Genomic DNA, 26,970 nt, shown 5'->3' with positions numbered 1-26,970 from the left:
CAGGCACCCGGAAGTGTTGCTTCGAGCATGTGAATCAGATTCTTTTGCCTGCTCGGTCCCCGCCGGACGGTTGCTGCACAACAGCACACCGCGTGAGGGGAGGACCGGGGCATGGACGTGGTCCACGAACGATGCGCCGGAATCGATATCGGCAAGGCGGACGTGAAGGTGTGCGTCCGCGTTCCGGGGCCGGGAAAGCGGCGCCGGAAAGAGGTTCGCACGTTCTCCACCATGACCCGCGATCTTCTGGAGATGCGGGACTGGCTGCTGGCCGAGGGCATCACGGTGGTGGGCATGGAGGCCACCGGTTCGTACTGGAAGCCGGTGTTCTACCTGCTGGAGAACGACATCGAGACCTGGCTGCTCAATGCCCGGCACATGAAGAACGTCCCTGGCCGCAAGACTGACGTCGCCGATTCCGAGTGGATCTGCAAGATGGTCGAACACGGCCTGGTTCGGCCCTCGTTCGTCCCGCCGCCGGAGATCCGGCAGCTTCGGGATCTGACCCGCTACCGCACCGAGGTCATCCGCGAGCGCACCCGCGAGGCCCAGCGACTGGAGAAGCTCCTCGAAGACGCCGGGATCAAACTGTCCGCGGTGGTCTCCGACCTGCTGGGCAAGTCCGCCCGCGCGATGCTGGAGGCCCTGATCGCCGGGGAACGCGATCCGGAGGTCCTGGCGGAGATGGCCCGGGCCAGCATGCGGACCAAGCGGCAGATCCTGGCTCAGGTGCTGACCGGCCGGTTCACCAGCCACCATGCCTTCCTCGCCCGCACCATGCTGGACCGCATCGACGCTGCCACCGCGACCGAGACCCGGCTCAGCGAGGAGATCGCCCGGCAGCTCGCCCCCTTTCGCCGCCAGGTCGAGCTGCTGACGACGATCCCCGGCGTCAGCACCAAGTCCGCCGAGGTGATCCTGGTCGAGATCGGCGTGGACATGGCCCGCTTTCCCAGCGCTGCCCACCTGGCCTCGTGGGCCGGGATGTGTCCGGGCAACTACGAATCCGCCGGCAAGCACACCTCCGGCAAGTCCCGGCCCGGCGATCCGTGGCTGAAGGGAGCACTCGGGCTCGCCGCCAGCGCCGCCGCCCGCAGCAAGGACACCTACCTAGCCGCCCGCTACAAACGCATCGCCGTCCGTCGCGGCAAGAAGCGCGCCTGGTCGCCATCGGCCACACCATCCTGACCTCGGTCTGCACATGCTCACCAACGACACCGAGTACCACGACCTCGGAGGCGACTACTTCGTCCAGCGAACCGGCAGGGCCCGGCAGACACGGCGCCTGGTCAGCCAGCTCAACATGCTCGGCTAATCAAGTCTCCCTCCGATCAACGGAAGCGGTCTGACCTGCGCAGGCGACTGATTTTCGAATCAGACTCCACCGACCACATCACGTGCTCCAGGGCTCGGTCTGCTCCCCTGCCGTTCGGCGTTGGAGGGGTATGCGACCAGTGGTGGCCGCCGATCTCCGGGCGAGCAGTGCCACGGCAAGATCAAGCACCTGGTAAAGCCGACCGCGGCGACTGCCGGTGAAACGTCGCGGAGGGTGGCCGCAGAGAGTGCTCGCTTCCTGGGCGCCGTTTCCGGGCTGCCGCACGCATGCCGTCCACTCGCTGCGCCTGCCTCGCGGCCCGTCAGCGGGCTTGCACGACCGAACTGGTATCAGCCACGGCTGCGACGTTGTCACAGGGCAGAGCGCCATCCGGTCAATTGCCACGTAAGAGGCAAATTAACCCCTGTGCCCCATGTTGCCCATTTCCGGCCATCCGAGGACGACAGTTCGATGACTAAGAACCCGATCAGGACCGACCGAGTGACACTCGGTAGGCAGATGCACGCGTCTGGCATATCCGACTCGGCGTTCGCGCTGCTCGACGAGCAGGGGACGGTGGTTGCGTGGACGCAGGCCGCCGAGCACCTTGTCGGGTACTCCGCCGGCGAGGTGGTCGGCCGGTCTGCCGCGGTCGTGCTGCCATGCTTCAGTGAAGCGTCGGCGATGTCGGCGTTCGTCGAGCGGTGCCGTGCCCGGAACGGCTGGTCGGGCGCGACGGCGGTGCGCCACCGGGACGGCCGCATGCTCGACGTCGGCCTGCGGATCTCGTTGGTGATGGGGCAGGACGGAGCAGTGCGGTGGCTTGCGTCCGTGACCGACATGGGCACGCTGTCCGGGGAAGTGGTGAATGGATCCGTACAGGGATCGATTCTTGACCGCGCGCCGATCGGCGTCGTCGTCCGTGACCTGGAACTGCGTTGCAGCTGGGTGAACGACGCGGTGGAGAGCCACAACGGCATCTCCCGGGACCGGCGGCTCGGATTCCGGATGACCGACACGTGGCCCGGTATCGAGGCCGAAGTGGCCGAGGCGGTGATGCGGCGGGTACTGAGGAGCGGTAGCACCAAGGTCCACGAGTACCGGACGTGGCTGCCGACGAGTCGGGGTGAGGAGCGCCCGTTCGCGGTTTCGTTCTCCTGTCTCCAGGGCGCCGACGGCCGAGGACTGGGGGTGTGCGTCATCAGCGTTGATCTCACCGAGAGCCAGCAGGAGCGCGAGCGCCTCGCCGTTCTCGGGGAGGCGGGCACGTGCCTTGGCAGGACCCTGGATGTGATGCAGACCGGTCAGGAACTGGCCGATCTCGCCGTGCCCCTGTTCGCCGACTACGTCGCCGTGGACCTGGAGCAGTCGGTCCCGTTCGGTGAGGGGCCCCCGGTCTGCATCGGCTCGATCGGCGAGCGCCTCCCCGTTCTCCAGCGTGCCGGTCTGGCTTCGATCCGCCCAGGGGTGCCGGAGTCCGCGTGGGAGCGCGGTGAGCCCGTTCACGTACCGCCCGCCTCGCCCTTCATCGACGTCCTGCGCGCCGGCAGGTCACACATAGTGCCGGTCCTGAACACTGCTCCGGGCTCATGGATCGACCGGGACCCGGTGCGGGCGCAGAAAATCCGTGAGACCGGCATGCACTCCGCGATGGTCGTACCCATCCGCGCCCGGCGCACGCTACTGGGCGCGGCGGTGTTCGTCCGCACCGAGAACCCGATGCCGTTCCAAGAGTGCGATCTGCTCCTGGCCGAGGAGCTCGTCGGCCGCGCTGCGGTGTCGTTGGACAACGCGCGCCAGTACGCGCGCGAGCACACCGCGGCCCTCGCGGTCCAACGCAGTCTGCTCCCACACCATCTCAGGGGAGGCTTGGCGGTGGAGGCGGTCTCGCGCTACCTGCCCGCCGATGTGGACCGCGGTGTCGGGGGCGACTGGTTCGATGTGATCCCGCTGTCCGGTGCCCGGGTGGCCCTCGTGGTCGGCGATGTGGTCGGGCACGGCCTCGACGCCGCCGTGGCCATGGGCAGGCTCCGCACCGCGGTCCGCACGCTCGCGGACATGGAGCTACCTCCCGACGAACTGCTGGCCCGTCTCGACGACACGGTCCAGCGACTGGCGGAAGAGGACACCGATGACCCGGACCAGGCTGCCACGGTGGTGGGCGCCACCTGTCTGTATGCCGTGTACGACCCGGTCAACCGGAGGTGCACCATGGCAACGGCCGGGCACCTCCCGCCCGCGATCATCGACCCACAGGCCCGGGTGACCTTCCCCGACCTTCCCACTGGAGCCCCGCTCGGCATCGGGCTGGGGGTCCCTTTCGAGGCCGTAGAGCTGGAACTGCCCGAGGGGAGTCTTATCGCCCTGTACACCGACGGTCTGGTCGAGACTCGCGAGGACGACATCGAGGAGGGAATGCGCCGTCTGGGTACCGCCCTGGCACAACCGAATCCCTCTCTGGAAGACCTCTGCACCCGCGCGATGCAGCCCGCCCAAGGTCAAGAGGCGTGCGACGACGCCAGCCTGCTCCTGGTCCGCACCCGCACACTCAGCCCGAACCAGGTCGCCTCCTGGACACTGCCGAGTGACGACACCACTGTCCGCCGCGCCCGGAACCTGGCAGCCGGTCAGCTGGCCGAATGGGGACTGGAAGGCCTTGAGGACTCCACGAAGCTGATCGTCAGCGAACTGGTCACCAACGCCGTCCGCCACGGCACCGGACCGATCGATCTGCGTCTGACCCGGCACCAGGTCCTGACCGTCGAAGTGTCGGATACCGACGCCTTCTCCCCGCGTCCGCGTAACGCGGGCACATCCGACGAGAACGGCCGCGGCCTCCTCCTGGTCTCCCAGCTGTCCCGCCGATGGGGCACCCGCCCGACACCGGGCGGCAAGGTCGTCTGGGCCGAGGCGGACCTTGCCCACGCATCCGGCAGCTGATGGAGGGTCCGCCGGCGGGCCCTCTTCAGGTGCCCAAGCAGGCTGGCGTACTCCAGTTCAGGCGTCTGCCATTGGGTTGCGCTCGGCGCACACACGCGATCGCGTGATCGATGGCTTCTCGCCGAGACGTCTGTCAGCCGAACCGCGTGGTGGCCAGCGGAGCGAACAGCGCCCCCGCAAGGACACCCACCAGCGTCAGCACAGGGCCGAGCAATGGCCTACGCTCTGATCCCTTCAGGTCAGTGTCGGGCCGTAGCAAGCCGCTCTGACGATGGCGTCCCTCCAACCAGGGGGAGGGAGCTGACATCCGTTACTGACATCAACGCCGGTGGACGGGGGCAGACAGTGACGACCGCGTACGACTATCGTCACTGGCCAGTGACCTTTCCCACCAGCGACCCTGCCACTGTTATGAGAATGGGATGATGTCGATTATGAAGGGACGCGTCCTTGTCGTCGACGACGACACCGCACTGGCCGAGATGCTCGGGATTGTGCTGCGTGGTGAAGGGTTCGAGCCGTCGTTCGTAGCGGACGGCGACAAGGCACTTGCCGCTTTCCGGGAGGCCAAGCCGGATCTGGTGCTGCTGGATCTCATGCTGCCCGGTAGGGACGGCATCGAGGTGTGCCGGCTCATCAGGGCCGAGTCGGGTGTGCCGATCGTCATGCTCACGGCCAAGAGCGACACTGTCGACGTGGTCGTCGGGCTGGAGTCCGGTGCCGATGACTACATCGTGAAGCCGTTCAAGCCGAAGGAGCTGGTGGCCCGCATCCGGGCAAGGTTGCGGAGGTCGGAGGAGCCTGCTCCCGAGCAGCTCGCGATAGGGGACCTGGTCATCGATGTGGCCGGCCACTCCGTGAAGCGGGACGGTCAGTCGATCGCGCTGACCCCGCTCGAGTTCGATCTGCTCGTCGCGCTGGCCCGTAAGCCGTGGCAGGTGTTCACCCGTGAGGTGCTGCTCGAGCAGGTGTGGGGCTACCGCCATGCCGCCGACACCCGGCTGGTCAACGTGCATGTGCAGCGGCTTCGCTCCAAGGTCGAGAAGGACCCGGAGCGGCCGGAGATCGTGGTGACCGTCCGTGGCGTCGGTTACAAGGCCGGACCGAGCTGACATGACCGTGGGCAGCACTGCTCCGAAGCCCGGGGGGCCGGGAGTCCGTACGGGGCGGGCTGCCGGGCCCGGGCGTGGGCATTCACGTGTGGGGCGGGTTTTCCAGGACGGGGCGCCGGGTGGGCCGGTGCTCCGCATGGCCGTGCGCCTGGTGCGGCGACCGCTGCTGCCCGCCGTGCGGCTGTGGCGGCGGAACATCCAGCTGCGCGTGGTCGCGAGCACGCTGCTGATGTCGCTCGGCGTGGTGCTGCTGCTCGGCCTCGTGGTCATCGGCCAGGTTCGCAACGGACTGCTGGACGCGAAGGAGCAGGCGGCGCTGAGCCAGGCCGCCGGCGGTTTCGCGGCGGCGCAGGACAAGGCGGTCGCCCTCGGGGGCCCCGACGGTGACGCCACCGACGGCAGGCCCGGCAGCGGAGCCGTCAACTGGCGGTCCGAGCTCGTGAAACAGCTGGCCAGTGGCGGCCAGGGCGCCTACCACGTGGTGGCGCTCAGCCCGGACTCCGAGGACGCCGGGACGAGCCGGGGCCCGCGGGCGTCCGGCGACGTGGACGTGACGAGCATTCCCGAGGCCCTGCGCAGCTCGGTCGCGCAGGGGACGGGCACGTTCCAGACGTACGTCAAGATCAAGTACTCGGTTCCGAAGGAGCCCGAGGCCGGGCTGGTCGTCGGCAAGCGTCTCAACGACGTCGCGGGCAACGCGTACGAGCTGTACTACCTCTTCCCGCTGACGCAGGAGGAGGAGTCGCTCAGCCTGGTCAAGGGGACGCTGGCGACGGCCGGACTGTTCGTGGTCGTGCTGCTCGGGGCGATCGCGTGGCTGGTCGTGCGGCAGGTCGTCACACCCGTTCGGATGGCCGCCGGGATCGCCGAGCGGCTTTCCGCCGGGCGGCTCCAGGAGCGCATGAAGGTCACCGGCGAGGACGACATCGCCAGGTTGGGCGAGGCCTTCAACAAGATGGCGCAGAACCTCCAGCACAAGATCCAGCAACTCGAGGACCTGTCCAGGATGCAGCGGCGCTTCGTCTCGGACGTGTCGCACGAGCTGCGCACCCCGCTGACGACCGTACGGATGGCGGCCGACGTCATCCATGAGGCACGGAGCGACTTCGACCCGGTGACGGCGCGCTCCGCGGAGCTGCTCGGGGACCAGCTCGACCGGTTCGAGTCGCTGCTGTCCGATCTGCTGGAGATCAGCCGCTTCGACGCGGGCGCGGCCGCGCTGGAGGCCGAGCCGATAGATCTCCGCGAGGTCGTGCGCCGGGTGATCGGCGGGGCCGAGCCGCTGGCCGAGCGCAAGGGCAGCCGGATCCGCGTGGTCGGCGACGAGCAGCCCGTGGTTGCCGAGGCCGACGCGCGGCGTATCGAGCGGGTCCTGCGCAACCTCGTCGTCAACGCCGTCGAGCACGGCGAGGGACGCGATGTGGTCGTACGCATGGCTTCGGCCGGCGGGGCGGTCGCGGTGGCCGTGCGTGACTACGGCGTGGGACTGAAGCCCGGGGAGGCGACACGCGTGTTCAACCGCTTCTGGCGGGCCGACCCGGCGCGGGCGCGCACCACGGGCGGTACGGGCCTCGGCCTGTCCATCGCCGTCGAGGACGCACGGCTGCACGGCGGCTGGCTGCAGGCGTGGGGCGAACCGGGCGGTGGCTCGCAGTTCCGCCTGACCCTGCCGCGCACCGCGGACGAACCGCTGCGCGGGTCGCCGATACCGCTGGAGCCCGAGGACTCCCGGAGCGCCCGTGAGCGCGCTGCGGCCGACGAGGCGAACGGCGGTGCGAACAGTGGTGCGCAGCGGCTGACGACCGTTCCGGTGCAGCCAGGCGCCGATCGCCTGCCGATGCCGATGCCGATGCCGGTGCCCGCCCGGGCAACGGTGCCCCCGCACGCCGCGGGGGTGGACCCGACGGCCCTGCCGGGCAGCGGGGCCCGTGTCGTGGCACGTCAGGCCGGGGAGCGGCTGGGTGAGGGCGAGACGGCCGGACGGAACTCGGAGCGGGAGGACACGACACGTGGGCGCTGAGCGTCGTGGTTACGGCGGTGGGCGCGCGGCGCGGACACTCGTGCTGCCCACCTGTGCCGCCGTACTGCTGGCAGGGTGTGCGTCGATGCCCGACAGCGGGGACGTGGAGCAGGTGAAGGCCACCAAGGGCGCGGACTCGCAGGTGCGCGTCCTGGCCGTACCGCCCCGCGAGGGTGCGGTGCCCGATGAGATCGTCGTCGGCTTCCTGGAGGCCATGACCAGTGACGATCCGAGCTTCGCGACGGCACGCAAGTATCTGACGAAGCGCGCCGCCAAGGAGTGGAAGCCCGAGCAACTGACGACGGTGCTGACCGAGGCGCCCGACCCCGGGAATGCGGAAACCGGGGCGGGGGACGACACTCTCGGCTACTCGCTGTCCGGTGAGCTGATCGCGACGGTGGACCGGCACGCGTATCAGGCGGCGGCGCCCACCCAGTACAGCGGGACGCTGCGCCTGGTGCAGCAGAACGGGGCTGACGGCAAGAGCAAGGAATGGCGGATCGATTCCGCCCCGCAGGGCCTTGTGCTGGGGGAGAGCGACTTCCAGCGCAACTACCGTTCGGTCAACAAGTACTACTTCGCGTCCGGGCAGCAGTCGGTGGTCGCGGACCCGGTGTACATCCGGCAGCGGCAGGATCCCGTGACGCGGATGGACCCGGTCGCGCAGACGGTGTCGGCGCTGTTCGAAGGCCCGACGAACTGGCTGAAGCCGGTCGTGGGCTCGTCGTTCCCCACGGGCACGGCACTGAGGAAGGGCGTCACGTCCCTGACGCCCGACGACCAGAATCTGCTGAAGGTGCCGCTCAACGACAAGGCGTCCGACATCGGGCGGACGGTGTGCCAGCGGATGGCGACCCAGCTGCTGCTCACCCTGCGTGACCTGACGTCGCCCCGCGTCGAGCAGGTCGAGCTGCAGCGTGCGGACGGCTCCTCCCTGTGCGTGCTCAGCGCCGACCAGGCGGAGGCGTCGGCCCCGGAGCAGGCGTCGGCGAGCCCGAGCCCGGACAACGTGTACTTCGTCGACGACAACCGGCGGATGGCCGTCGTGGGGGCGGGGGCCAAGACCGTCGACAAAACCACGGTGCGCGGGCCGTTCGGGAGCGGAGAGCTGCAACTGAGCACCGTGGCCGTGACGCGCAACGGTCAGCGCGCGGCCGGCGTCTCGCACGACGGGCTGCGCCTGTACACGGCTTCGATCATGTCCGACGAGGGCCTCACCGACCCCCTGGTGGAGAGCCGCGCCGGCAAGCCCCAGGACCGGCTGTCGACGCCGAGCTGGGACCGGAACGATCTGTGGGTGGCCGACCGCGACCCGGCACGCCCGAGGCTGCTGCGCCTCGAGGACGGTGAGGGTGAGCCCCAGGAGGTCAAGGTCGACGGGCTCGACGGCGCCCGGATCGAGTCGCTGCGGGTGGCCGCAGACGGCGTACGGATAGCGCTGCTGCTTTCCAAGGACGGCAAGCGCACCCTGAAGATCGGCCGGATCGAGCGGCACGTGGGCGCCGAGGGAGCGGGCACCGCCTCCGTGGTGGAGCTGCAGTCCGCGGCGCCCCGGCTGGAGTCGGTGACGGCCGTTTCCTGGGCCGGTCCGAGCCGACTCGTCGTGGTCGGCAAGGAGGCCGGGGGCGTGCAGCAGGTGCGCTACATCCAGACCGACGGCTCCCTGTCACCCGCAGGTGGCCTGCCGGGCCTGAACAAGGTGTCCGCGGTCGCCGCCACCGAGAACGAGGAACAGCCGCTGGTGGCCGTCTCCGACGACGGACTGGTGCGGCTCGCGCCTTCCACGAACTGGCAGACGATGATCGACAAGGGCTCGTCCCCGGTCTACCCGGGGTAGCGCGAGCCTTCAGGAGCCGGCTCTCCACAGCCCGTGGACGGCCGTGGCGACAGTCGCGGGGGATCGCCGGGGGGAGTTTTCCACAGGGGGTGGCAGGGAGTTCCCCCGCGCCGCACAGTGGTCGTCATGCGGGGTTGGTGGCGGGAGATCTCCGGGCTGGTGCTGCCGGTCGCCTGCAGTGGCTGCGGCCGTCCTCGTACGCCCTTGTGCGAGGAGTGCGCGTGGCAGGTGGCCGGCAGGGGGCCGCGGAGGGTGCGGCCGTGTCCGGAGCCGGCGGGGCTGCCCGTGGTCTTCGCTGCCGCTCGCTACGAGCACGCCGTACGGGCCGTGCTGCTGGCGCACAAGGAGCGGGGTGCGCTGGGGCTCGCAGGGCCGCTCGGCGCCGCGCTGGCGGGAGCCGTACGGGAGGCGGTGCCGGAGGCGCTCGGCGGCCCGGAGCCGCTGGTGCTCGTGCCCATGCCGTCGGCGCGGCGCGCGGTGCGGGCACGGGGTCATGACGCGGCACGCCGTGTCGCGGGCGCCGCGGCCGGGGTGCTCCGGCGCTCGGGGACGCATGCCTGCGCGCTCCCGGTACTGCGGCAGTGCCGTGAGGTGGCGGACCAGTCGGGTCTCTCGGCCCGCCGGAGGCTGGCGAACATGGCGGGGGCCCTGGAGGTGGCGCCCGGTGCCGAGCGGCTGCTGGAGGGCCGCAGAGCGGTTCTGGTGGACGATCTGATGACGACCGGAGCCTCGCTGGTGGAGGCGGCGCGGGCACTGCGTGTCGCCACCGCCGGATGCGCCGGGATGAGTGCGGCCGTGGTCGCCGCACCACCTCTGTCCTTCGGGGTGAGCCGGAACTGACAGGGAAGTTTGCAACGTTGCAGGTAGTGAGCGCGGGAAATCGCCTGAATGGACGTACGCGCTGGTAGCGGGTGCCGACAACGGTCCTGGCGAGCTATGTTCGGTTGTGAGGAATGGTGAACTCTGTCCCTCATCGAATGCACGGTCGGATTAAGGCCAGGTGTTCATGAAGGAACCCCAGAACCTCGAAATTGGTGGGGTGGGGATCTTGCCGATGGGGGAGGAGGAGGTGAAAGTCACCAAGTCCGAGGCTCCGGTGCTCACCGGGGCCTGGTGCAAAAGGGAGACGCTCCGCGACGAGTGCGGAGCAATCCGGGAACGGAGTTCTGCGTGGACATCGTCGTCAAGGGCCGCAAGACCGAGGTGCCCGAGCGGTTCCGCAAGCACGTGGCCGAGAAGCTGAAGCTGGACAAGATCCAGAAGCTCGACGGCAAGGTGATCAGCCTGGACGTCGAGGTGTCCAAGGAGCACAACCCGCGGCAGGCCGACCGTTCCGACCGCGTGGAGATCACACTTCTTTCACGCGGCCCGGTTATCCGGGCCGAAGCAGCGGCAGGCGACCCGTACGCAGCGCTCGACCTGGCCACGGCCAAGCTGGAGGCTCGGCTGCGCAAGCAGCACGACAAGCGCCACACGCGCCGAGGCAACGGCAGGCTGTCGGCAGCGGAGGTCGCGGACGTCGTTCCTGGCGTGGCCCAGTTGAACGGAAGCGGTGAGCCCGTCTCCGAGGAAGCATCCGACGCCATTCCCACCACCAGGATGGGCTCGCTCGAAGTGCAGGGCGAAGGACCGCTCGTGGTCCGCGAGAAGCATCATGTGGCCGCCCCGATGACGCTCGACCAGGCTCTCTACGAGATGGAGTTGGTCGGGCACGACTTCTATCTGTTCGTCGACTCCGAAACCAAGGAGCCCAGTGTCGTCTACCGGCGACACGCCTATGACTACGGCGTCATTCACCTGCAGACCGACCCGCTCGCCGGGAACGAGTCGGGCGGCGCCGGTGGGGCGCTCGGCGGCTGATCCCGCCTTTCCGTGGTGCCCCTGGTGCGCCCTCTGCGCCCCAGGGGCACCACCGTGCCGCCACGGGAACACCGCGCTGTCGTGCAGGCATGGAATCATGGCGACCCGAGCCAACCGGTGCGCCGTGGACTGCGGTTGGCAGACCGCAGACCAACGAGGGCCATGGCCTCAGGGGGAGGAACGATGGCGGACAGCTTCGGGCCGGTGCAGGGCGCGGACGACGCAGGGAGCTCGGACGGTGCGGAGACGAGTGTCTCCCGGAAGGAGCCGATCCGGGTTCTCGTGGTGGACGACCACGCGCTCTTCCGCCGCGGGCTGGAGATCGTCCTTGCCCAGGAGGAGGACATCCAGGTGGTCGGCGAGGCCGGTGACGGCGCGGAGGCCGTCGACAAGGCCGCCGATCTGTTGCCGGACATCGTGCTGATGGACGTACGGATGCCGAAGCGCGGTGGGATCGAAGCCTGCACCTCGATCAAGGAGGTGGCCCCCAGCGCGAAGATCATCATGCTGACGATCAGCGACGAGGAGGCCGATCTCTACGACGCGATCAAGGCCGGGGCGACGGGATACCTCCTCAAGGAGATTTCCACGGACGAGGTGGCCACGGCGATCCGCGCCGTGGCCGACGGTCAGTCGCAGATCAGCCCCTCCATGGCGTCGAAGCTGCTCACCGAGTTCAAGTCGATGATCCAGCGCACCGACGAGCGCCGGCTGGTGCCGGCGCCCCGGTTGACCGACCGGGAGCTGGAGGTCCTGAAGCTGGTGGCCACGGGGATGAACAACCGGGACATCGCCAAGGAGCTGTTCATCTCCGAGAACACGGTGAAGAACCACGTGCGCAACATCCTGGAGAAGCTCCAGTTGCACTCCAGGATGGAGGCGGTGGTGTATGCGATGCGGGAGAAGATCCTCGAGATCCGGTAGCCGGTAAGCGGCAAGCCGTAGGCGGTGGGCGCTCGGCGGCGAGATCGTGGCTCCGGCTGGAGGTTCGGGGGCGTCCCCCCGGGAGAGCACTGCGCGATGCGGGGGAAGATCCTCGAGATCCGGTAGTCGGCAGCCGGTAAGCGGTAAGCGGTAAGCGGTAAGCGGTAAGCCGTAGGCGGTAGGCGGCGAGATCGTGGCTCCGGCTGGGGGTTCGGGGGTCGTCCCCGGGGAGAGCACTGCGCGATGCGGGGGAAGATCCTCGAACCTTCTCAGGTGAGGGCCGCCACCAGGGGGGCCGTCAGCTCGGGGCGGTCGACTCGTTCGACCCGGACCGAGTCGCAGCCCACCCACTCCGCCGCTTCCAGCAAGGCCTGGGCCATGGGGCGGACCGCCTTCGGGGTGTCCAGGGAGACCTGCCGCGCGACCAGGGTCGTGCCCTCGCGAGCCGGGTCGACGCGGCCCAGCAGCTTGCCGCCCGAGAGCAACGGCATCGCGAAGTAGCCGTACACCCGCTTGGCCTTGGGGACGTACGCCTCCAGGCGGTGGGTGAAGCCGAAGATCCGCTCGGTGCGTGCGCGCTCCCAGATCAGCGAGTCGAACGGCGACAGCAGCGTCGTACGGTGACGTCCGCGCGGCTCGCTCGCCAGGGCCTCAGGGTCGGCCCAGGCTGCCTTGTCCCAGCCCTCGACCCGGACGGGCACGAGCCCCGAGTCGGCGATCACCGCGTCGAACTGCTCGCCCTTGAGCCGGTGGTAGTCGGCGATGTCCGCGCGGGTGCCCACCCCGAGGGCCTGCCCGGCCAGCCGCACCAGGCGCCGCATGCACTCGCGGTCGTCCAGCTCGTCGTGGAGGAACCCGTCCGGGATCGCGCGCTCGGCGAGGTCGTACACCCGCTTCCAGCCGCGCCGCTCGGTGCACACCACCTCGCCGTGCATCAGGGCCCGCTCGACGGCGACCTTAGACTCGGACCAGTCCCACCACTCCCCACCGTTCTTCGCACCGCCCAGTTCGGTGGCGGTGAGCGGCCCTTCGGCACGCAGCTGCTTGATCACCGCGTCGTAGGCACCGTCAGGCAGGTCGTGGTACCAGTGCGGACGGGAGCGGTAGGCGCGGCGGCGGAAGGCGAAGTGCGGCCACTCCTCGACGGGGAGGATGCAGGCCGCGTGCGACCAGTACTCGAAGGCGTGCGTCTCCGTCCAGTACGCGTCTTCGACCGTTTTGCGGCCGACCGCGCCCAGGCGCGCGTACGGGATCAGCTCGTGCGAGCGGGCCAGCACCGAGATCGTGTCCAGCTGAACGGCACCGAGGTGGCGCAGCACGCCGCGCACGCCGCCCCGCCGGTCGGGGGCACCGAGGAACCCCTGGGCGCGCAGCGCTATGCGGCGGGCGTCGTCGGCGGACAGTTCGGCAACGGCGGGCGGCTCGGTCGTCATGTCCCGCACCTTAGAGGCCGGCACTGACAGGCGTGCTCTGACCAGCGAAATCAGGACGGGACCCGCCCTCGGCCCTCGGCGCCCGGTGCCCGCCGCCCGATGGCCAGGTGCCCGGCATCCCGCGCCGTTGCCGACCCGCCGCCGCGCCGACGCGCCGCCGCGCTGCCTGTGTCACGACTTCGCGGGCAGATACGGGACCGCCGACACCAGCCCCAGGTCCGAGGGCAGCAGCGACGCGACCCAGCTGTCCCGGAGCGTCTCCCGGTTCTGCAGGCCCGCGCGCTGGATGCCCTCGACCGTGAAGCCGGCCTTCTCGGCGACGGCACGCGACCCCACGTTGCCGACCTCGGCACGCCATTCCAGGCGGATGCACCCCAGCTCGGTGAAGGCCCAGCGGGCCAGCGCCAGCGCCGTCTCCGTCGCGTAGCCGTGGCCCCGGTGCTCCTTGGCCGTCCAGAAGCCGATCTCCCACGCACCCGCGCGCGGGTGGTGCAGGCTGGTCGAGGCGAGGAGCGGACCGCCTCCCCGGGGACGTACGCAGAAGGTGTACGCCGAGTCGTTGCGCCAGCCGTCCGGAACGATCAGGCCGACGAACTCCTCCGCGTGCTGACGCTCGTACGGCACGGGAATCGCCGGGATCCAGCGCTGGATGTCGGGATCCTGACAAGCCGCACGGACCTCTTCCGCGTCGTCCGGCGTGAAGGTGCGCAGCGCGAGCCGCCCGGTGGTGAGAGTGATGGGCTCCATAAAGGGATTCTGGTGACTCTCCGTCCGGCGTGCGAACACTTTTCGGGGTCGGCGGCACCTTCCGCGCTTTCCGTACGTTGTCCTGATGCGCGGCAGTCGGTCTTTGCCCGGGGCGCACATGGGCGAAGCCCCGTGGGGGAGGACCTCCCGGCTTGGCGGGGTCCTCGCTTACCATGGCCGTTGCGGTGGGGCCCACCTGCCGTGCCCGCGCCAGTGTCCATCACACGACCCAGTGCCAGGCCCGACCGGCAAGGAGACCAACCTCAGTGTCCGTCTTCAACAAGCTCATGCGTGCAGGCGAAGGCAAGATCCTGCGCAAACTGCACCGCATCGCGGACCAGGTCAACTCCATCGAGGAGGACTTCGTCACCCTCTCCGACGCCGAGTTGCGCGCGCTCACCGATGAGTACAAGGAGCGCTACGCCGACGGTGAGAGCCTCGACGACCTGCTGCCCGAGGCCTTCGCGACCGTCCGCGAGGCCGCCAAGCGCGTTCTCGGCCAGCGTCACTACGACGTCCAGCTCATGGGTGGCGCCGCGCTGCACCTCGGCTATGTCGCCGAAATGAAGACCGGTGAGGGCAAGACCCTCGTCGGCACGCTCCCGGCGTACCTCAACGCGCTCTCGGACAAGGGTGTCCACCTGATCACGGTCAACGACTACCTGGCCGAGCGCGACTCCGAGATGATGGGCCGGGTGCACAAGTTCCTCGGCCTGAGTGTCGGCTGCATTCTGGCCAACATGACGCCCGCGCAGCGCCGTGAGCAGTACGCGTGCGACATCACGTACGGCACGAACAACGAGTTCGGCTTCGACTATCTGCGCGACAACATGGCGTGGTCCAAGGAGGAGCTCGTCCAGCGCGGCCACAACTTCGCGATCGTCGACGAGGTCGACTCGATCCTGGTCGACGAGGCCCGTACGCCGCTGATCATCTCCGGCCCCGCCGACCAGGCCACCAAGTGGTACGGCGACTTCGCCAAGCTGGTGACGCGCCTCACCAGGGGCGAGCCGGGCAACCCGCTGAAGGGCATCGAGGAGACCGGCGACTACGAGGTCGACGAGAAGAAGCGGACCGTCGCCATCCACGAGTCCGGCGTTTCCAAGGTCGAGGACTGGCTGGGCATCGACAACCTCTACGAGTCGGTGAACACGCCGCTCGTGGGTTACCTGAACAACGCCATCAAGGCCAAGGAGCTCTTCAAGAACGACAAGGACTACGTCGTCATCGACGGCGAAGTCATGATCGTCGACGAGCACACCGGCCGTATTCTCGCCGGCCGCCGCTACAACGAGGGCATGCACCAGGCGATCGAGGCGAAGGAAGGGGTGGACATCAAGGACGAGAACCAGACCCTTGCCACGATCACCCTGCAGAACTTCTTCCTCCTCTACAACAAGCTGTCCGGCATGACCGGTACGGCGATGACCGAGGCCGCCGAGTTCCACCAGATCTACAAGCTGGGCGTCGTCCCGATCCCGACGAACCGGCCGATGGTCCGCAAGGACCAGTCGGACCTGATCTACCGGACCGAGGTCGCCAAGTTCGCGGCCGTCGTGGACGACATCGCGGAGAAGCACGAGCAGGGCCAGCCGATCCTCGTCGGTACGACGTCGGTCGAGAAGTCCGAGTACCTCTCGCAGCAGCTCAACAAGCGGGGCATCCAGCACGAGGTGCTCAACGCCAAGCAGCACGACCGTGAGGCGATCATCGTCGCCCAGGCCGGCCGCAAGGGCGCGGTCACGGTCGCCACGAACATGGCCGGCCGTGGTACGGACATCAAGCTCGGCGGCAACCCCGACGACCTGGCGGAGGCGGAGCTGCGCCAGCGCGGCCTGGACCCCGTCGAGCACGTCGAGGAGTGGGCCGCGGCCCTCCCCGCCGCGCTGAAGCGCGCCGAGGCGGCCGTGAAGACGGAGTTCGAGGAGGTCAAGGACCTCGGCGGGCTCTACGTCCTGGGCACCGAGCGGCACGAGTCGCGCCGTATCGACAACCAGCTGCGCGGTCGTTCCGGCCGTCAGGGCGACCCGGGCGAGTCCCGCTTCTACCTCTCGCTCGGCGACGACCTGATGCGCCTGTTCAAGGCCCAGATGGTCGAGCGCGTCATGGCCATGGCCAACGTTCCGGACGATGTCCCGATCGAGAACAAGATGGTGACGCGGGCGATCGCGTCGGCGCAGTCCCAGGTCGAGCAGCAGAACTTCGAGACGCGCAAGAACGTCCTGAAGTACGACGACGTGCTGAACCGGCAGCGCAAGGTCATCTACGCCGAGCGCCGCCGCGTGCTGGAGGGCGAGGACCTCCATGAGCAGATCCGCCACTTCATGGACGACACGATCGACGCGTACATCCAGGCGGAGACCGTCGAGGGCTTCGCCGAGGAGTGGGACCTGGACCGGCTGTGGGGCGCCTTCAAGCAGCTCTACCCGATCAAGGTGACCGTCGACGAGCTGGAGGAGGCGGCGGGCGACCGGGCCGGGATCACCGCCGAGTTCATCGCCGAGACCGTCAAGGACGACATCCACGAGCAGTACGACGAGCGCGAGAAGCAGCTCGGCTCGGACATCATGCGTGAGCTGGAGCGGCGCGTGGTGCTGTCCGTCCTGGACCGCAAGTGGCGCGAGCACCTCTACGAGATGGACTACCTCCAGGAGGGCATCGGCCTGCGTGCGATGGCCCAGAAGGACCCGCTGGTCGAGTACCAGCGCGAGGGCTTCGACATGTTCACCGCGATGATGGAGGGCATCAAGGAGGAGTCCGTCGGCTACCTGTTCAACCTGGAGGTCCAGGTCGAGCAGCAGGTCGAGGAGATCCCGGTGCAGGACGCGGCCGAGAAGACCTCGCTGGCGAAGGAGGACGCGGTGCCTGCGGGTGCGGGCCGTCCGGAGATCCGCGCCAAGGGCCTCGACGCGCCGCAGCGGCCGGACCGGCTGCACTTCTCGGCCCCGACCGTCGACGGTGAGGGCGGCGTCGTGGAAGGAGACTTCACGAACGGTGACGGGCCGGCGCGGTCCGAATCGGACGGGATGACGCGCGCGGAGCGCCGCAAGGCGCAGAAGAGCAGCGGCGGGCGACGCCGCAAGAAGTGAGCCGCCTTCGCCTCGTGGCGAGCGGCGCAGACGGCCGTGGGGCCGGACACCGGTAACGGTGTCCCGGCCCCACGGCCGTTTCGTTTGCGCTTGTACGGCCGTCTGCGGGGCTCGGTGGGTGCTCGGTGGGTGCTCGGGGGCGCGGTCTCGTCGCGGGGCCGCGTCCGGGGCGCCGAGGGGCTCCTCATGGGCCGGGGGCGCCGCACCTGAGGGCAGCCGGCGGCTGAAGGTGGTCACGAGCCGACGGTGAGGCGTTCGCCGCCCAGTTCCACTGCGGCGCAGCGCCAGCGGAGGTCGGGGCCCTGTTCGAGGCGGAAGGCCATGGCGCGGATGCGGTCGCCTGCGCCGATGCGGGCGAAGGCCTCGATCACGCCGGGGCGGGGGACGTACTCGTCGCAGTGGCGGACGACCGGCCGCAGGCCGTTCGTCGCCAGTGGGGCGCCCGGGGCGAGGCGGATGAGGTGCTCGTACGCGTCCCCGATGGTGTGGCCGAGCATCCAGTGGACCGGACGGGTGCCGCTGAGGACCGAGAGCAGCCGTTCGGCGAACCAGTAGCGGGGGAGGCGGGACCTGCCGCCTGTGGGCGGCGCGCTGCGGTGTGGTGCGCGCCCCGGGCCGCGGCTGTCGTGGCGGCCGGCGGGCCTCGTACGTGTCCTGGCCGAGGTGTGGTCCATGGCTTGACGCCCCCTTCGATACCCACAGGTAACTTTCGGTGGGGATCTTGTACGGGCGCGACGGGTGCCGTCGCAAGCGCCGTCGGGCCGTGCGGGAGCGTGCGCCGAAGATCACCTATCCGGGTGACCGGCGGGTGTCCGGGGCCCTGCGGGAAGCGGGTCGGAGGAGGGCCGGAGGCGAGTCGGAGGCGCGCCGGGGCGACGCCTGAAAGGGCGGCCGGAAGCAGCCCGATGGGGTACTCCGCACGTATCCTTAAGTGCTCACCCGACGACGAAAGCGGCCTGCCATGCGCGTCTACGTACCCCTGACCCTCCCCGGTCTCGCAGAGGCGTACAAGGCGGGTGAGCTGGGCCCCGGCCCGCTGACCGCGTACGCCGTGACTCCCGCGCTGCGCGAGTGGTACGTCTCCGACGACATCGAGGAGCTCGAGTACGCCGCGCTGAGCAGGGCCGCGGCGGCGTCGCTCCGGCTGCTCGCCGGGAACTCGGGCGCCTCGCGGCGCCGGGTCGTGGTCGCTGTCGACGTACCGGACGGGGCCGCGGTCGCGGACCCGGGGCAGGCGCTCGGATCCGCGTCGCTCGGCGAGGTACGGATCGCCTCGGCGGTGCCGCTGGCCAAGGCGGCGTCGGTGCACGTGGACTCCGACGAGGCGGAGGCCGACGTGTCCGCCGCGGCGGCTGCGCTGGGGGCGGCGGATCACGGGGACGACGACGCGCAGTTCGTCGTGGACGGCGCGGAGGACCATGAACTGCTTTGGTACGGGGTGCAGGAGATCCCCGGGCTGATCGGCTGACCTCCCGCCGGGCCCGCGCCGACCGTCCGTTTCCGGCCGGTCCCTCGCTGTCACACCCGGGCGGTACCGTTTCTTGGCATGGGGAAGCACAGCGCGCATCTGGTCTGGGACTGGAACGGCACACTGCTCGACGACATCCACGCGGTCATCGACGCGACGAACGCGTCCTTCGCGGAGATAGGGCTGGAGCCGATCACGCTCGAGCGGTACCGGGATCTGTACTGCGTGCCCGTGCCGCGCTTCTACGAGCGACTCATGGGCCGGCTGCCCACGGACGACGAGTGGGCGGTCATGGACGCGGTGTTCCACAAGCACTACTGGGTACGGGCCGACGCGTGCGGGCTCACCATGGGGGCGGCGGAGCTTCTCGCGGAACGGCAGTCCTCGGGGCGCACGCAGTCGCTGCTGTCGCTGGCCCCGCACGAGCAGTTGATCCCGATCGTGCGGCGGCACGGCATCGAGGCGCGCTTCATGCGGGTGGACGGGCGGATCGGAGGGTCGCACGCGGGCAAGACCGAGCACATGGTGCGCCATCTGTCCGCGCTGGAGGCCGTCGAGGCGGAGCGGGTCGTCGTGATCGGGGATGCGGTGGACGACGCGGTGGCGGCGGCGCACGTGGGGGCGAGGGCGGTGCTCTACACCGGCGGGTCGCACAGCAGGACCAGCCTGGCGGCCGCGGGCGTTCCGGTGGTGGACAGCCTCCAGGAGGCCGTGACGGTCGCGGAGGAGCTGGTGGCGTAGTACGCGCTGTCCGCGCGGCGGGCGACGCGCTTGCGGGACGCGGCGCGCGGGGCGATGCGCCCGGCCTGCGGCCGATGCCGTCGGCCGCTGCGTCCCCGTGGGCGGCGGTGCGGGCGCCGGCGCGCCCCCGGCACGGGCCACCGGGGGGCGCAGGCCCGGGCGCGTCAGCTCAGAGGGGCCTTGGCCCGCAGGACCGTGAGGAATTCGCGCATCCAGGCCGGGTGGTCCGGCCAGGCGCGGGAGGAGACCAGGGTGCCGTCGACCACGGCCTCGGTGTCGCGGAAGGAGGCGCCGGCGGCCTGCATGTCGAGTTCGAGGGCGGGGTAGGCCGTGACCCTGCGGCCCGTGAGGCTGCCGATGGCGGCCGTCAGCAGGGGGCCGTGGCAGATCTGTGCCACGGGCTTGTCCGCGTCGAAGAAGGATTTCAGGATCTTGCGGAGCTCGGGATCGTTCCGGAGGTACTCCGGCGCCCGGCCGCCCGGGATGACGATCGCGGCGTACTCGCCGGGGTCGACCTCGGAGAACGCCAGGTCGGCGGGCCAGGTGTAGCCCGGCTTCTCCGTGTACGTGTCGAAGCCCGGCTCGAAGTCATGGACGACGAACTGGAGCTTCTTGCGCGCGGGGGCGGCGATGTGGACCTCGTATCCCTCCTCGCGGAGCCGCTGGTACGGGTAGAGGACCTCGAGGGACTCGGCCGCGTCGCCGGTGACGATCAGAATCTGCACGGTCATGGCTACTGCTCCCCGGTATCAATTTGTCGTCTTGTCGCCGCTTGTTCTCGATTTGTTGGGCTTCAGGTCACGGTGCCAACCTGCCTCGCCGGGGGGCATTTGCCAAGAGTCCATGCGTGTCGCTGTCCAGAGTGTCAAACTTCCGGCCCCGCTTTTGTACACATACGGCTCATGACGGGGCAGGGGTGCGGAGCGATAGCCTTGACCCGTGATCAGCGCGATATGCCGTGGGGGCAGCGAAGCCCCCGGCCCGCGCCCGGTACGCCACAGCGACCGGGTGCGAGCTGATCCTCTCCGCGGCCGCAGTCGCGGTCGCCGCCCGGGCCCGCTGCCGGAAATGGCCGAGAACGGCCCGGACATCCCTCACCACGGCATAGCGTCGATCCCGACCGGACACCCCGCGTCGTGGCGTTGTGCCATTTTTTCCACCGACGTCACGCAACGGCGCGCGACAGGAGCCAGAGGACATGCAGACCAAGCTGGACGAAGCCAAGGCCGAGCTGCTCGAGAGGGCTGCCCGGGTAGCTGAGCACAGCCCAAGCGGGGGGCAACTTCCGACTGGGTCCGACAGCGGGGAGCGTCCGGACAAGGACACCGTCCTCGCGTACCTCCAGCGCTACTACCTGCACACCGCCCCCGAGGACCTCACCGATCGCGACCCCGTCGACATCTTCGGCGCTGCTGTCTCGCACTACCGCCTGGCGGAGAACCGCCCGCAGGGCACGGCCAACGTCCGGGTGCACACCCCGACCGTCGAGGAGAACGGCTGGACGTCCAGCCACTCCGTGGTCGAGGTCGTCACCGACGACATGCCGTTCCTGGTCGACTCGGTCACCAATGAGCTCTCCCGTCAGGGCCGCGGCATCCATGTCGTGATCCACCCCCAGGTCGTCGTCCGCCGCGATGTCACCGGCAGGCTCATCGAGGTGCTGCCGGGCGAGCCCAACGGCGGCAAGCGCCCCCACGACGCCCTCGTCGAGTCCTGGATCCATGTCGAGATCGACCGCGAGACCGACCGCGCCGATCTGAAGCAGATCACCACCGACCTGCTCCGCGTCCTGTCCGACGTCCGCGAGGCCGTCGAGGACTGGGAGAAGATGCGCGACGCCGCGCTGCGCATCGCCGACGAGCTGCCGGGCGAGCCCATCGCCGACGACCTCCGTGAGGAGGAGGTCGCCGAGGCCCGCGAGCTGCTGCGCTGGCTCGCCGACGACCACTTCACCTTCCTCGGCTACCGCGAGTACAACCTCGTCGACGGTGACGCGCTCGCGGCCGTTCCCGGCACCGGCCTCGGCATCCTCCGCTCCGACCCGCACCACAGCGGCGACGACGCACACGGCCACCCGGTGAGCCCCTCCTTCAACCGGCTGCCCGCCGACGCCCGCGCCAAGGCCCGCGAGCACAAGCTGCTGATCCTGACCAAGGCCAACAGCCGCTCCACCGTCCACCGGCCCAGCTACCTCGACTACGTCGGCGTGAAGAAGTTCGACGCCGACGGGAACGTCATCGGCGAGCGCCGTTTCCTCGGTCTCTTCTCCTCGGCCGCGTACACCGAGTCCGTGCGCCGGGTCCCGGTCATCCGCCGCAAGGTCACCGAGGTCCTCGACAGCGCCGGCTTCTCGCCGCACAGCCACGACGGCCGCGACCTGCTGCAGATCCTGGAGACGTACCCGCGCGACGAGCTGTTCCAGACGCCCGCCGACGAGCTCCAGTCGATCGTGACGAGCGTCCTGTACCTGCAGGAGCGCCGCCGGCTGCGGCTGTACCTGCGCCAGGAGGAGTACGGGCGCTACTACTCGGCCCTCGTCTACCTGCCGCGCGACCGCTTCAACACCACCGTCCGCGAGCGCCTGACCGGCATCCTCAAGGAAGAGCTCAACGGCAGCGGCGTCGACTTCACCCTCATGAGCACCGAGTCGGTGCTCACCCGGCTGCACTTCGTCGTGCGCGTCGCGTCCGGCACCGAGCTGGCCCACCTCACCGACGTCGACAAGGAGCGCATCGAGGCCCGGCTCGCCGAGGCCGCCCGCTCCTGGGCCGACGGCTTCGCCGAGGCGCTCAATGCCGAGCTCGGCGAGGAGCGCGCCGCCGAGGTGCTGCACAAGTACGCCAACGCCGTCCCCGAGGGCTACAAGGCCGACCACTCGCCGCGCGCCGCCGTCGCCGACCTGGTCCACCTGGAGCAGCTGGCCCGCTCCGACAAGGACTTCTCGCTCTCCCTCTACGAGCCGGTCGGCGCCGCCCCCGGCGAGCGCCGCTTCAAGATCTACCGGTCGGGCGAGCAGGTCTCCCTCTCCGCCGTGCTCCCCGTCCTCAACCGCCTCGGCGTCGAGGTCATCGACGAGCGGCCGTACGAGCTGCGCTGCGCGGACCGTACGCACGCGTGGATCTACGACTTCGGTCTGCGCATGCCCGTCCCGAGCGGCAACGGCGACTACCTCGCCGACGATGCGCGCGAGCGCTTCCAGGAAGCCTTCTCCGCCGTGTGGACGGGTGCCGCGGAGAACGACACGTTCAACTCGCTCGTGCTGCGCGCCGGTCTCACCTGGCGCGAGGCCATGGTGCTGCGCGCGTACGCCAAGTACCTGCGCCAGGCCGGTTCGACCTTCAGCCAGGACTACATGGAGGACACGCTCCTCAACAACGTCCACACCACCCGGCTGCTGATCAACCTCTTCGAGGCCCGGATGGCGCCGGACCGCCAGCGTGCCGGCACCGAGCTGACCGACGCCCTGCTGGAGGAGCTGGACGCCGCACTGGAGCAGGTCGCCTCGCTCGACGAGGACCGGATCCTCCGCTCCTTCCTCACCCTCATCAAGGCCACCCTGCGCACCAACTTCTTCCAGGAGGCGCAGGCCTTCGAGTGGCACGGCTACGTGTCGATGAAGTTCGACCCGCAGGCCATCCCGGACCTGCCGGCGCCCCGCCCGGCCTACGAGATCTGGGTGTACTCGCCGCGGGTCGAGGGCGTGCACCTGCGCTTCGGCAAGGTCGCGCGAGGAGGCCTGCGCTGGTCCGACCGGCGTGAGGACTTCCGCACGGAGATCCTCGGCCTGGTCAAGGCGCAGATGGTGAAGAACACCGTGATCGTGCCGGTCGGCGCGAAGGGTGGCTTCGTCGCCAAGCAGCTCCCGGACCCGTCCGTGGACCGTGACGCCTGGCTCGCCGAGGGCATCGCCTGCTACAAGACCTTCATCTCGGCGCTGCTCGACATCACCGACAACCTGGTGGCGGGCGAGGTCGTGCCGCCCCAGGACGTGGTCCGCCACGACGAGGACGACACGTACCTCGTCGTCGCCGCCGACAAGGGCACCGCGACGTTCTCCGACATCGCCAACGAGGTCGCCGTCTCGTACAACTTCTGGCTCGGCGACGCCTTCGCCTCCGGCGGCTCGGCCGGTTACGACCACAAGGGCATGGGCATCACGGCCCGCGGCGCCTGGGAGTCCGTCAAGCGGCACTTCCGCGAGCTCGGCCACGACACCCAGACCGAGGACTTCACGGTCGTCGGCGTCGGCGACATGTCCGGTGACGTGTTCGGCAACGGCATGCTGCTCTCCGAGCACATCCGGCTGGTCGCGGCCTTCGACCACCGCCACATCTTCATCGACCCCGACCCGGACAGCGCCGTCTCCTACGCCGAGCGGCGCCGCCTCTTCGAGCTGCCCCGCTCGTCCTGGGCGGACTACAACACGGCGCTGCTGTCGCCCGGCGGCGGCATCCACCCCCGTACGGCCAAGTCGATCCCGGTCAACGCGCACGTCCGCCAGGTCCTCGGCATCGAGCCCGGCGTCACCAAGCTGACTCCGGCCGAGCTGATGAAGTCGATCCTCAAGGCCCCGGTGGACCTGCTGTGGAACGGCGGCATCGGTACGTACGTCAAGGCGTCGACCGAGACGCACGCCGATGTCGGCGACAAGGCCAACGACGCGATCCGCGTCGACGGCGCGGACCTGCGGGTCAAGGTCGTCGGCGAGGGCGGCAACCTGGGCCTGACCCAGCTCGGCCGGATCGAGTTCGCCCGCAACGGCGGCAAGATCAACACCGACGCCATCGACAACAGCGCGGGCGTGGACACCTCCGACCACGAGGTGAACATCAAGATCCTGCTCAACGGGCTCGTCGCGGAAGGCGACATGACCGTCAAGCAGCGCAACAAGCTGCTCGCCGAGATGACCGACGAGGTCGGCAGGCTCGTGCTGCGCAACAATTACGCGCAGAACGTGGCCCTGGCCAATGCCGTCGCCCAGTCGCCGAGCCTGCTCCACGCCCACCAGCGCTTCATGCGCCGGCTCGGCCGGGACGGCGCGCTGGACCGGGCGCTGGAGTTCCTGCCCAACGACCGCCAGATCCGCGAGCTGCTGAACAGCGGCAAGGGCCTCTCCCAGCCCGAGCTCGCCGTCCTGCTCGCCTACACCAAGATCACGGTGGCGGAGGAGCTGATCGGGACGGCGCTGCCGGACGACCCGTATCTGCGCAAGCTGCTGTACGCGTACTTCCCGAAGCCGCTGCGGGAGAGGTTCACCGAGGCGGTCGACAGCCACCCGCTGCGCCGCGAGATCGTCACCACCGTCCTGGTCAACGACACCGTCAACGCGGGTGGTTCGACCTTCCTGCACCGGCTCCGCGAGGAGACCGGCGCCTCGACCGAGGAGATCGTCAGGGCGCAGACCGCCGCCCGCGCGATCTTCGGTCTCGGCGCCGTGTGGGACGCCGTCGAGGCGCTCGACAACAAGGTCGCCGCCGACGTCCAGACCCGGATCCGGCTGCATTCGCGCCGACTGGTCGAGCGCGGCACACGCTGGCTGCTCGGCAACCGGCCGCAGCCGCTGGAACTCACGGAGACGATCGACTTCTTCGCGGCGGGCGTCGAGCAGGTGTGGGCCGAGCTGCCGAAGATGCTCCGTGGTATCGACCTGGATTGGTACCAGGGGCTGCTCGAGGAGTTCACGGCCGCCGGCGTCCCGGAGGGCCTGGCCATGCGTGTCGCCGGGTTCTCGTCAGCCTTCCCGACGCTCGACGTCGTCGCGATCGCGGACCGCACGGGCAAGGACCCGCTGGCCGTCGCCGAGGTCTACTACGACCTGGCGGACCGGCTGCGGATCACCGCGCTGATGGACCGGATCATCGAGCTGCCGCGGGCCGACCGCTGGCAGTCGATGGCCCGCGCCGCGATCCGCGAGGAGCTGTACGCCGCGCATGCCGCGCTCACGGCCGACGTGCTGTCCGTGGGCAACGGCTCGTCGTCGCCCGAGGAGCGCTTCACGGCGTGGGAGCAGAAGAACATCGCCATCCTGGGGCGGGCGCGGACGACGCTGGAGGAGATCCAGGGTTCGGACACGTTCGACCTGGCGAACCTGTCGGTGGCGATGCGGACGATGCGCCAGCTGCTGCGTACCCACAGCTGAGGAACGGAGCAACGGAGCAACGGAGCAACTGTTCAACGGAGCAACGGAACAGTTGAGCAGGTGAGTTCTGGAGGAGGGGCGCCCGCCGTCGTGGTGGGCGCCCCTTCCTGTGCCGTGCCCCCTACGTCGTGGCCGCCCACAGCCGGCGGGCCGAGATCAGCGCCGCGGCCAGCAGCAGGCCGTTCCGTACGACCATGAGCAGAGCGCCCAGCGGGGTGGTGGCCACGACGTGCTCGTACAGCAGCGGACAGGCGAGCGAGCCGAGCGCCGTCGCCGGCAGGAGCAGAAGCGCGACCGGGCGCTGGGTGGTGCGGCGTGAGGTGAGGCAGACCGCCGCCAGGCCGAGCAGCCGGATCAGATACTGCGGGCTGATGACGCGGCTGGTGACGGTGAAGAAGAGGAGCACGGCGCAGAGCGTGGCGTCCAACGGCGTCCCCGCGGTCCAGCGCCGCGCCCCGCACCCGCCACAGCAGCAGCCGGCAGAACGCGGCGGCGGTCAGCAGGAGGGAGAGGCGGGCCCGCCCACCGCGTAGGGGCCGAGGAACTCGAAGGAGCCGTACCGGTAGGCGACCCGGTGCGGGTGGCCCAGCAGCCCGGCCAGGTGCAGTGCCGTGCCGCCCAGGGACTCGATCTGCACGCCGCGGCCGCCCTGTTGTCGCAGAAAGTCCAGGGTGTGGGAGAAGCCGAGGGCCGGAACGGTGAGCAGCGCGGTGGCCGATGCCGCCGCCGCGGTCCAGGCCGCCCGGGTCGTACGGCCCCCGTGGCGTGCCCAGCAGGGTCAGCGCCGGCCATACCTTCACCAGCGCGCCGAGCCCCGCGAGCGACCCGGCGACCAGGGCGGCGGCGCCGCAGCGCGAGGAGGGCGAGGACGGCGAGGGCGGTGACCTGGACGTCGTAGCGGGCGAGCGGGATGTGGAGGAGGAGCGGCAGGCCGCCGGTCCAGAGCCAGGCCCAGGCGCTGCGGGGCCCGGTGCCGCCGGCCCGCGCGAGGGCGAGGTGACGGCCGCGTCGGCGAGCAGGGTCAGGGCGACGAACGCCTGGAAGCAGCCGAGCCAGGGAAGCGCGGGAGCGAGCAGCACCACCCCCGCGCCCGGCGGGTATTGCCAGGTCGCTTCGTCCAGGGGGAAGGAACCCCGGACGAGCTCCTCGTACCAGCCCGCGTAGCGGACGTACACCTCGCGGGCGACACCGCCCGTGCCGAGATCGTCGCGTACGAGGAGGACGATCATCGCGAACCGGGTGGCCGCCCGGACGGCGGCGAGGGCGAGGCGGTGGCGGGTCCGTGTGGTGACCCGGGTGAGGGACTGCTGGGGGACCTGTTGGGGGACCTGCTGGGTCGTCATCG

15 protein-coding genes and 2 pseudogenes are annotated in these 26,970 nt (G+C 69.9%); 12 read left to right on the top strand and 5 right to left on the bottom strand.

Going from position 1 to position 26,970, the window contains the following annotated elements; genetic code table 11:
* The first annotated feature begins 111 nt into the window (after positions 1 to 111).
* The 8 genes and pseudogenes from ACWCP0_RS31775 (at position 112) to ACWCP0_RS31740 (ending at position 12,008) form a co-directional block, all read left to right on the top strand.
* Positions 112 to 1,349 (top strand): annotated as a pseudogene (locus ACWCP0_RS31775) (IS110 family transposase).
* Positions 1,350 to 1,834: 485 nt separating this feature from the next.
* Positions 1,835 to 4,255, top strand: a complete 2,421-nt coding sequence (locus ACWCP0_RS31770) for a SpoIIE family protein phosphatase (protein WP_451082208.1) — start codon at positions 1,835 to 1,837, stop codon at positions 4,253 to 4,255.
* Between the two features lie 422 nt (positions 4,256 to 4,677).
* A complete protein-coding gene (gene mtrA, locus ACWCP0_RS31765) occupies positions 4,678 to 5,367 on the top strand; it encodes an MtrAB system response regulator MtrA (protein ID WP_205375139.1) in 690 nt (229 codons plus the stop codon).
* A 1-nt stretch (position 5,368) separates the two neighbouring features.
* On the top strand, positions 5,369 to 7,387 hold the full coding sequence (mtrB, locus tag ACWCP0_RS31760; RefSeq protein WP_451082207.1) for an MtrAB system histidine kinase MtrB: 2,019 nt from the start codon (positions 5,369 to 5,371) through the stop codon (positions 7,385 to 7,387).
* Entirely contained in the window at positions 7,377 to 9,224 is a 1,848-nt protein-coding gene (locus ACWCP0_RS31755; protein ID WP_451082206.1) for an LpqB family beta-propeller domain-containing protein, read from the top strand. Before mtrB ends, ACWCP0_RS31755 begins: the two co-directional genes overlap by 11 nt.
* A gap of 285 nt (positions 9,225 to 9,509) precedes the next feature.
* Positions 9,510 to 10,064, top strand: coding sequence for a ComF family protein (locus ACWCP0_RS31750; RefSeq protein ID WP_451082205.1), 555 nt, complete (start codon positions 9,510 to 9,512; stop codon positions 10,062 to 10,064).
* Between the two features lie 330 nt (positions 10,065 to 10,394).
* Positions 10,395 to 11,084, top strand: coding sequence for a ribosome hibernation-promoting factor, HPF/YfiA family (gene hpf / locus ACWCP0_RS31745; RefSeq protein WP_451082204.1), 690 nt, complete (start codon positions 10,395 to 10,397; stop codon positions 11,082 to 11,084).
* A gap of 183 nt (positions 11,085 to 11,267) precedes the next feature.
* A complete protein-coding gene (locus ACWCP0_RS31740) occupies positions 11,268 to 12,008 on the top strand; it encodes a response regulator (protein ID WP_451082203.1) in 741 nt (246 codons plus the stop codon).
* A 269-nt stretch (positions 12,009 to 12,277) separates the two neighbouring features.
* On the opposite strand, the gene ACWCP0_RS31735 is transcribed toward ACWCP0_RS31740, so the two are convergent.
* Both ACWCP0_RS31735 and ACWCP0_RS31730 read right to left on the bottom strand, forming a co-directional pair.
* Entirely contained in the window at positions 12,278 to 13,441 is a 1,164-nt protein-coding gene (locus ACWCP0_RS31735; RefSeq protein ID WP_451082202.1) for a winged helix-turn-helix domain-containing protein, read from the bottom strand.
* 171 nt (positions 13,442 to 13,612) lie between these two features.
* Positions 13,613 to 14,188, bottom strand: a complete 576-nt coding sequence (locus tag ACWCP0_RS31730; protein ID WP_451082201.1) for a GNAT family N-acetyltransferase — start codon at positions 14,186 to 14,188, stop codon at positions 13,613 to 13,615.
* A gap of 266 nt (positions 14,189 to 14,454) precedes the next feature.
* Between ACWCP0_RS31730 and secA the strand changes: the two genes are divergently transcribed.
* Positions 14,455 to 17,277, top strand: coding sequence for a preprotein translocase subunit SecA (gene secA / locus ACWCP0_RS31725; RefSeq protein WP_451082200.1), 2,823 nt, complete (start codon positions 14,455 to 14,457; stop codon positions 17,275 to 17,277).
* Positions 17,278 to 17,510: 233 nt separating this feature from the next.
* On the opposite strand, the gene ACWCP0_RS31720 is transcribed toward secA, so the two are convergent.
* Complete coding sequence (locus ACWCP0_RS31720; RefSeq protein ID WP_451082199.1) at positions 17,511 to 17,951, bottom strand: Rv3235 family protein; 441 nt, start codon at positions 17,949 to 17,951, stop codon at positions 17,511 to 17,513.
* A gap of 287 nt (positions 17,952 to 18,238) precedes the next feature.
* On the opposite strand from ACWCP0_RS31720, the gene ACWCP0_RS31715 reads away from it, so the two are divergent.
* The gene (locus tag ACWCP0_RS31715) at positions 18,239 to 18,745 is read left to right on the top strand and encodes a DUF6912 family protein (protein WP_451082198.1); all 507 of its coding nucleotides are present in this window, start codon (positions 18,239 to 18,241) and stop codon (positions 18,743 to 18,745) included.
* A gap of 78 nt (positions 18,746 to 18,823) precedes the next feature.
* Entirely contained in the window at positions 18,824 to 19,486 is a 663-nt protein-coding gene (locus ACWCP0_RS31710) for an HAD family hydrolase (protein ID WP_451082197.1), read from the top strand.
* 164 nt (positions 19,487 to 19,650) lie between these two features.
* Here ACWCP0_RS31710 and ACWCP0_RS31705 read toward each other — a convergent pair whose 3' ends face one another.
* Entirely contained in the window at positions 19,651 to 20,217 is a 567-nt protein-coding gene (locus ACWCP0_RS31705) for a DJ-1/PfpI family protein (RefSeq protein ID WP_451082196.1), read from the bottom strand.
* Positions 20,218 to 20,684: 467 nt separating this feature from the next.
* On the opposite strand from ACWCP0_RS31705, the gene ACWCP0_RS31700 reads away from it, so the two are divergent.
* Complete coding sequence (locus ACWCP0_RS31700) at positions 20,685 to 25,625, top strand: NAD-glutamate dehydrogenase (protein WP_451082195.1); 4,941 nt, start codon at positions 20,685 to 20,687, stop codon at positions 25,623 to 25,625.
* Positions 25,626 to 25,746: 121 nt separating this feature from the next.
* On the opposite strand, the pseudogene ACWCP0_RS31695 reads toward ACWCP0_RS31700, so the two are convergent.
* A pseudogene (locus ACWCP0_RS31695) lies at positions 25,747 to 26,968 on the bottom strand (glycosyltransferase 87 family protein).
* Positions 26,969 to 26,970 lie beyond the last annotated feature (2 nt).

This window comes from Streptomyces sp. NPDC001970 (assembly GCF_053594115.1).
The sequence above is the reverse complement of the archived record's forward strand: the minus strand, read 5'-3'. Positions and strand labels throughout refer to the sequence as shown.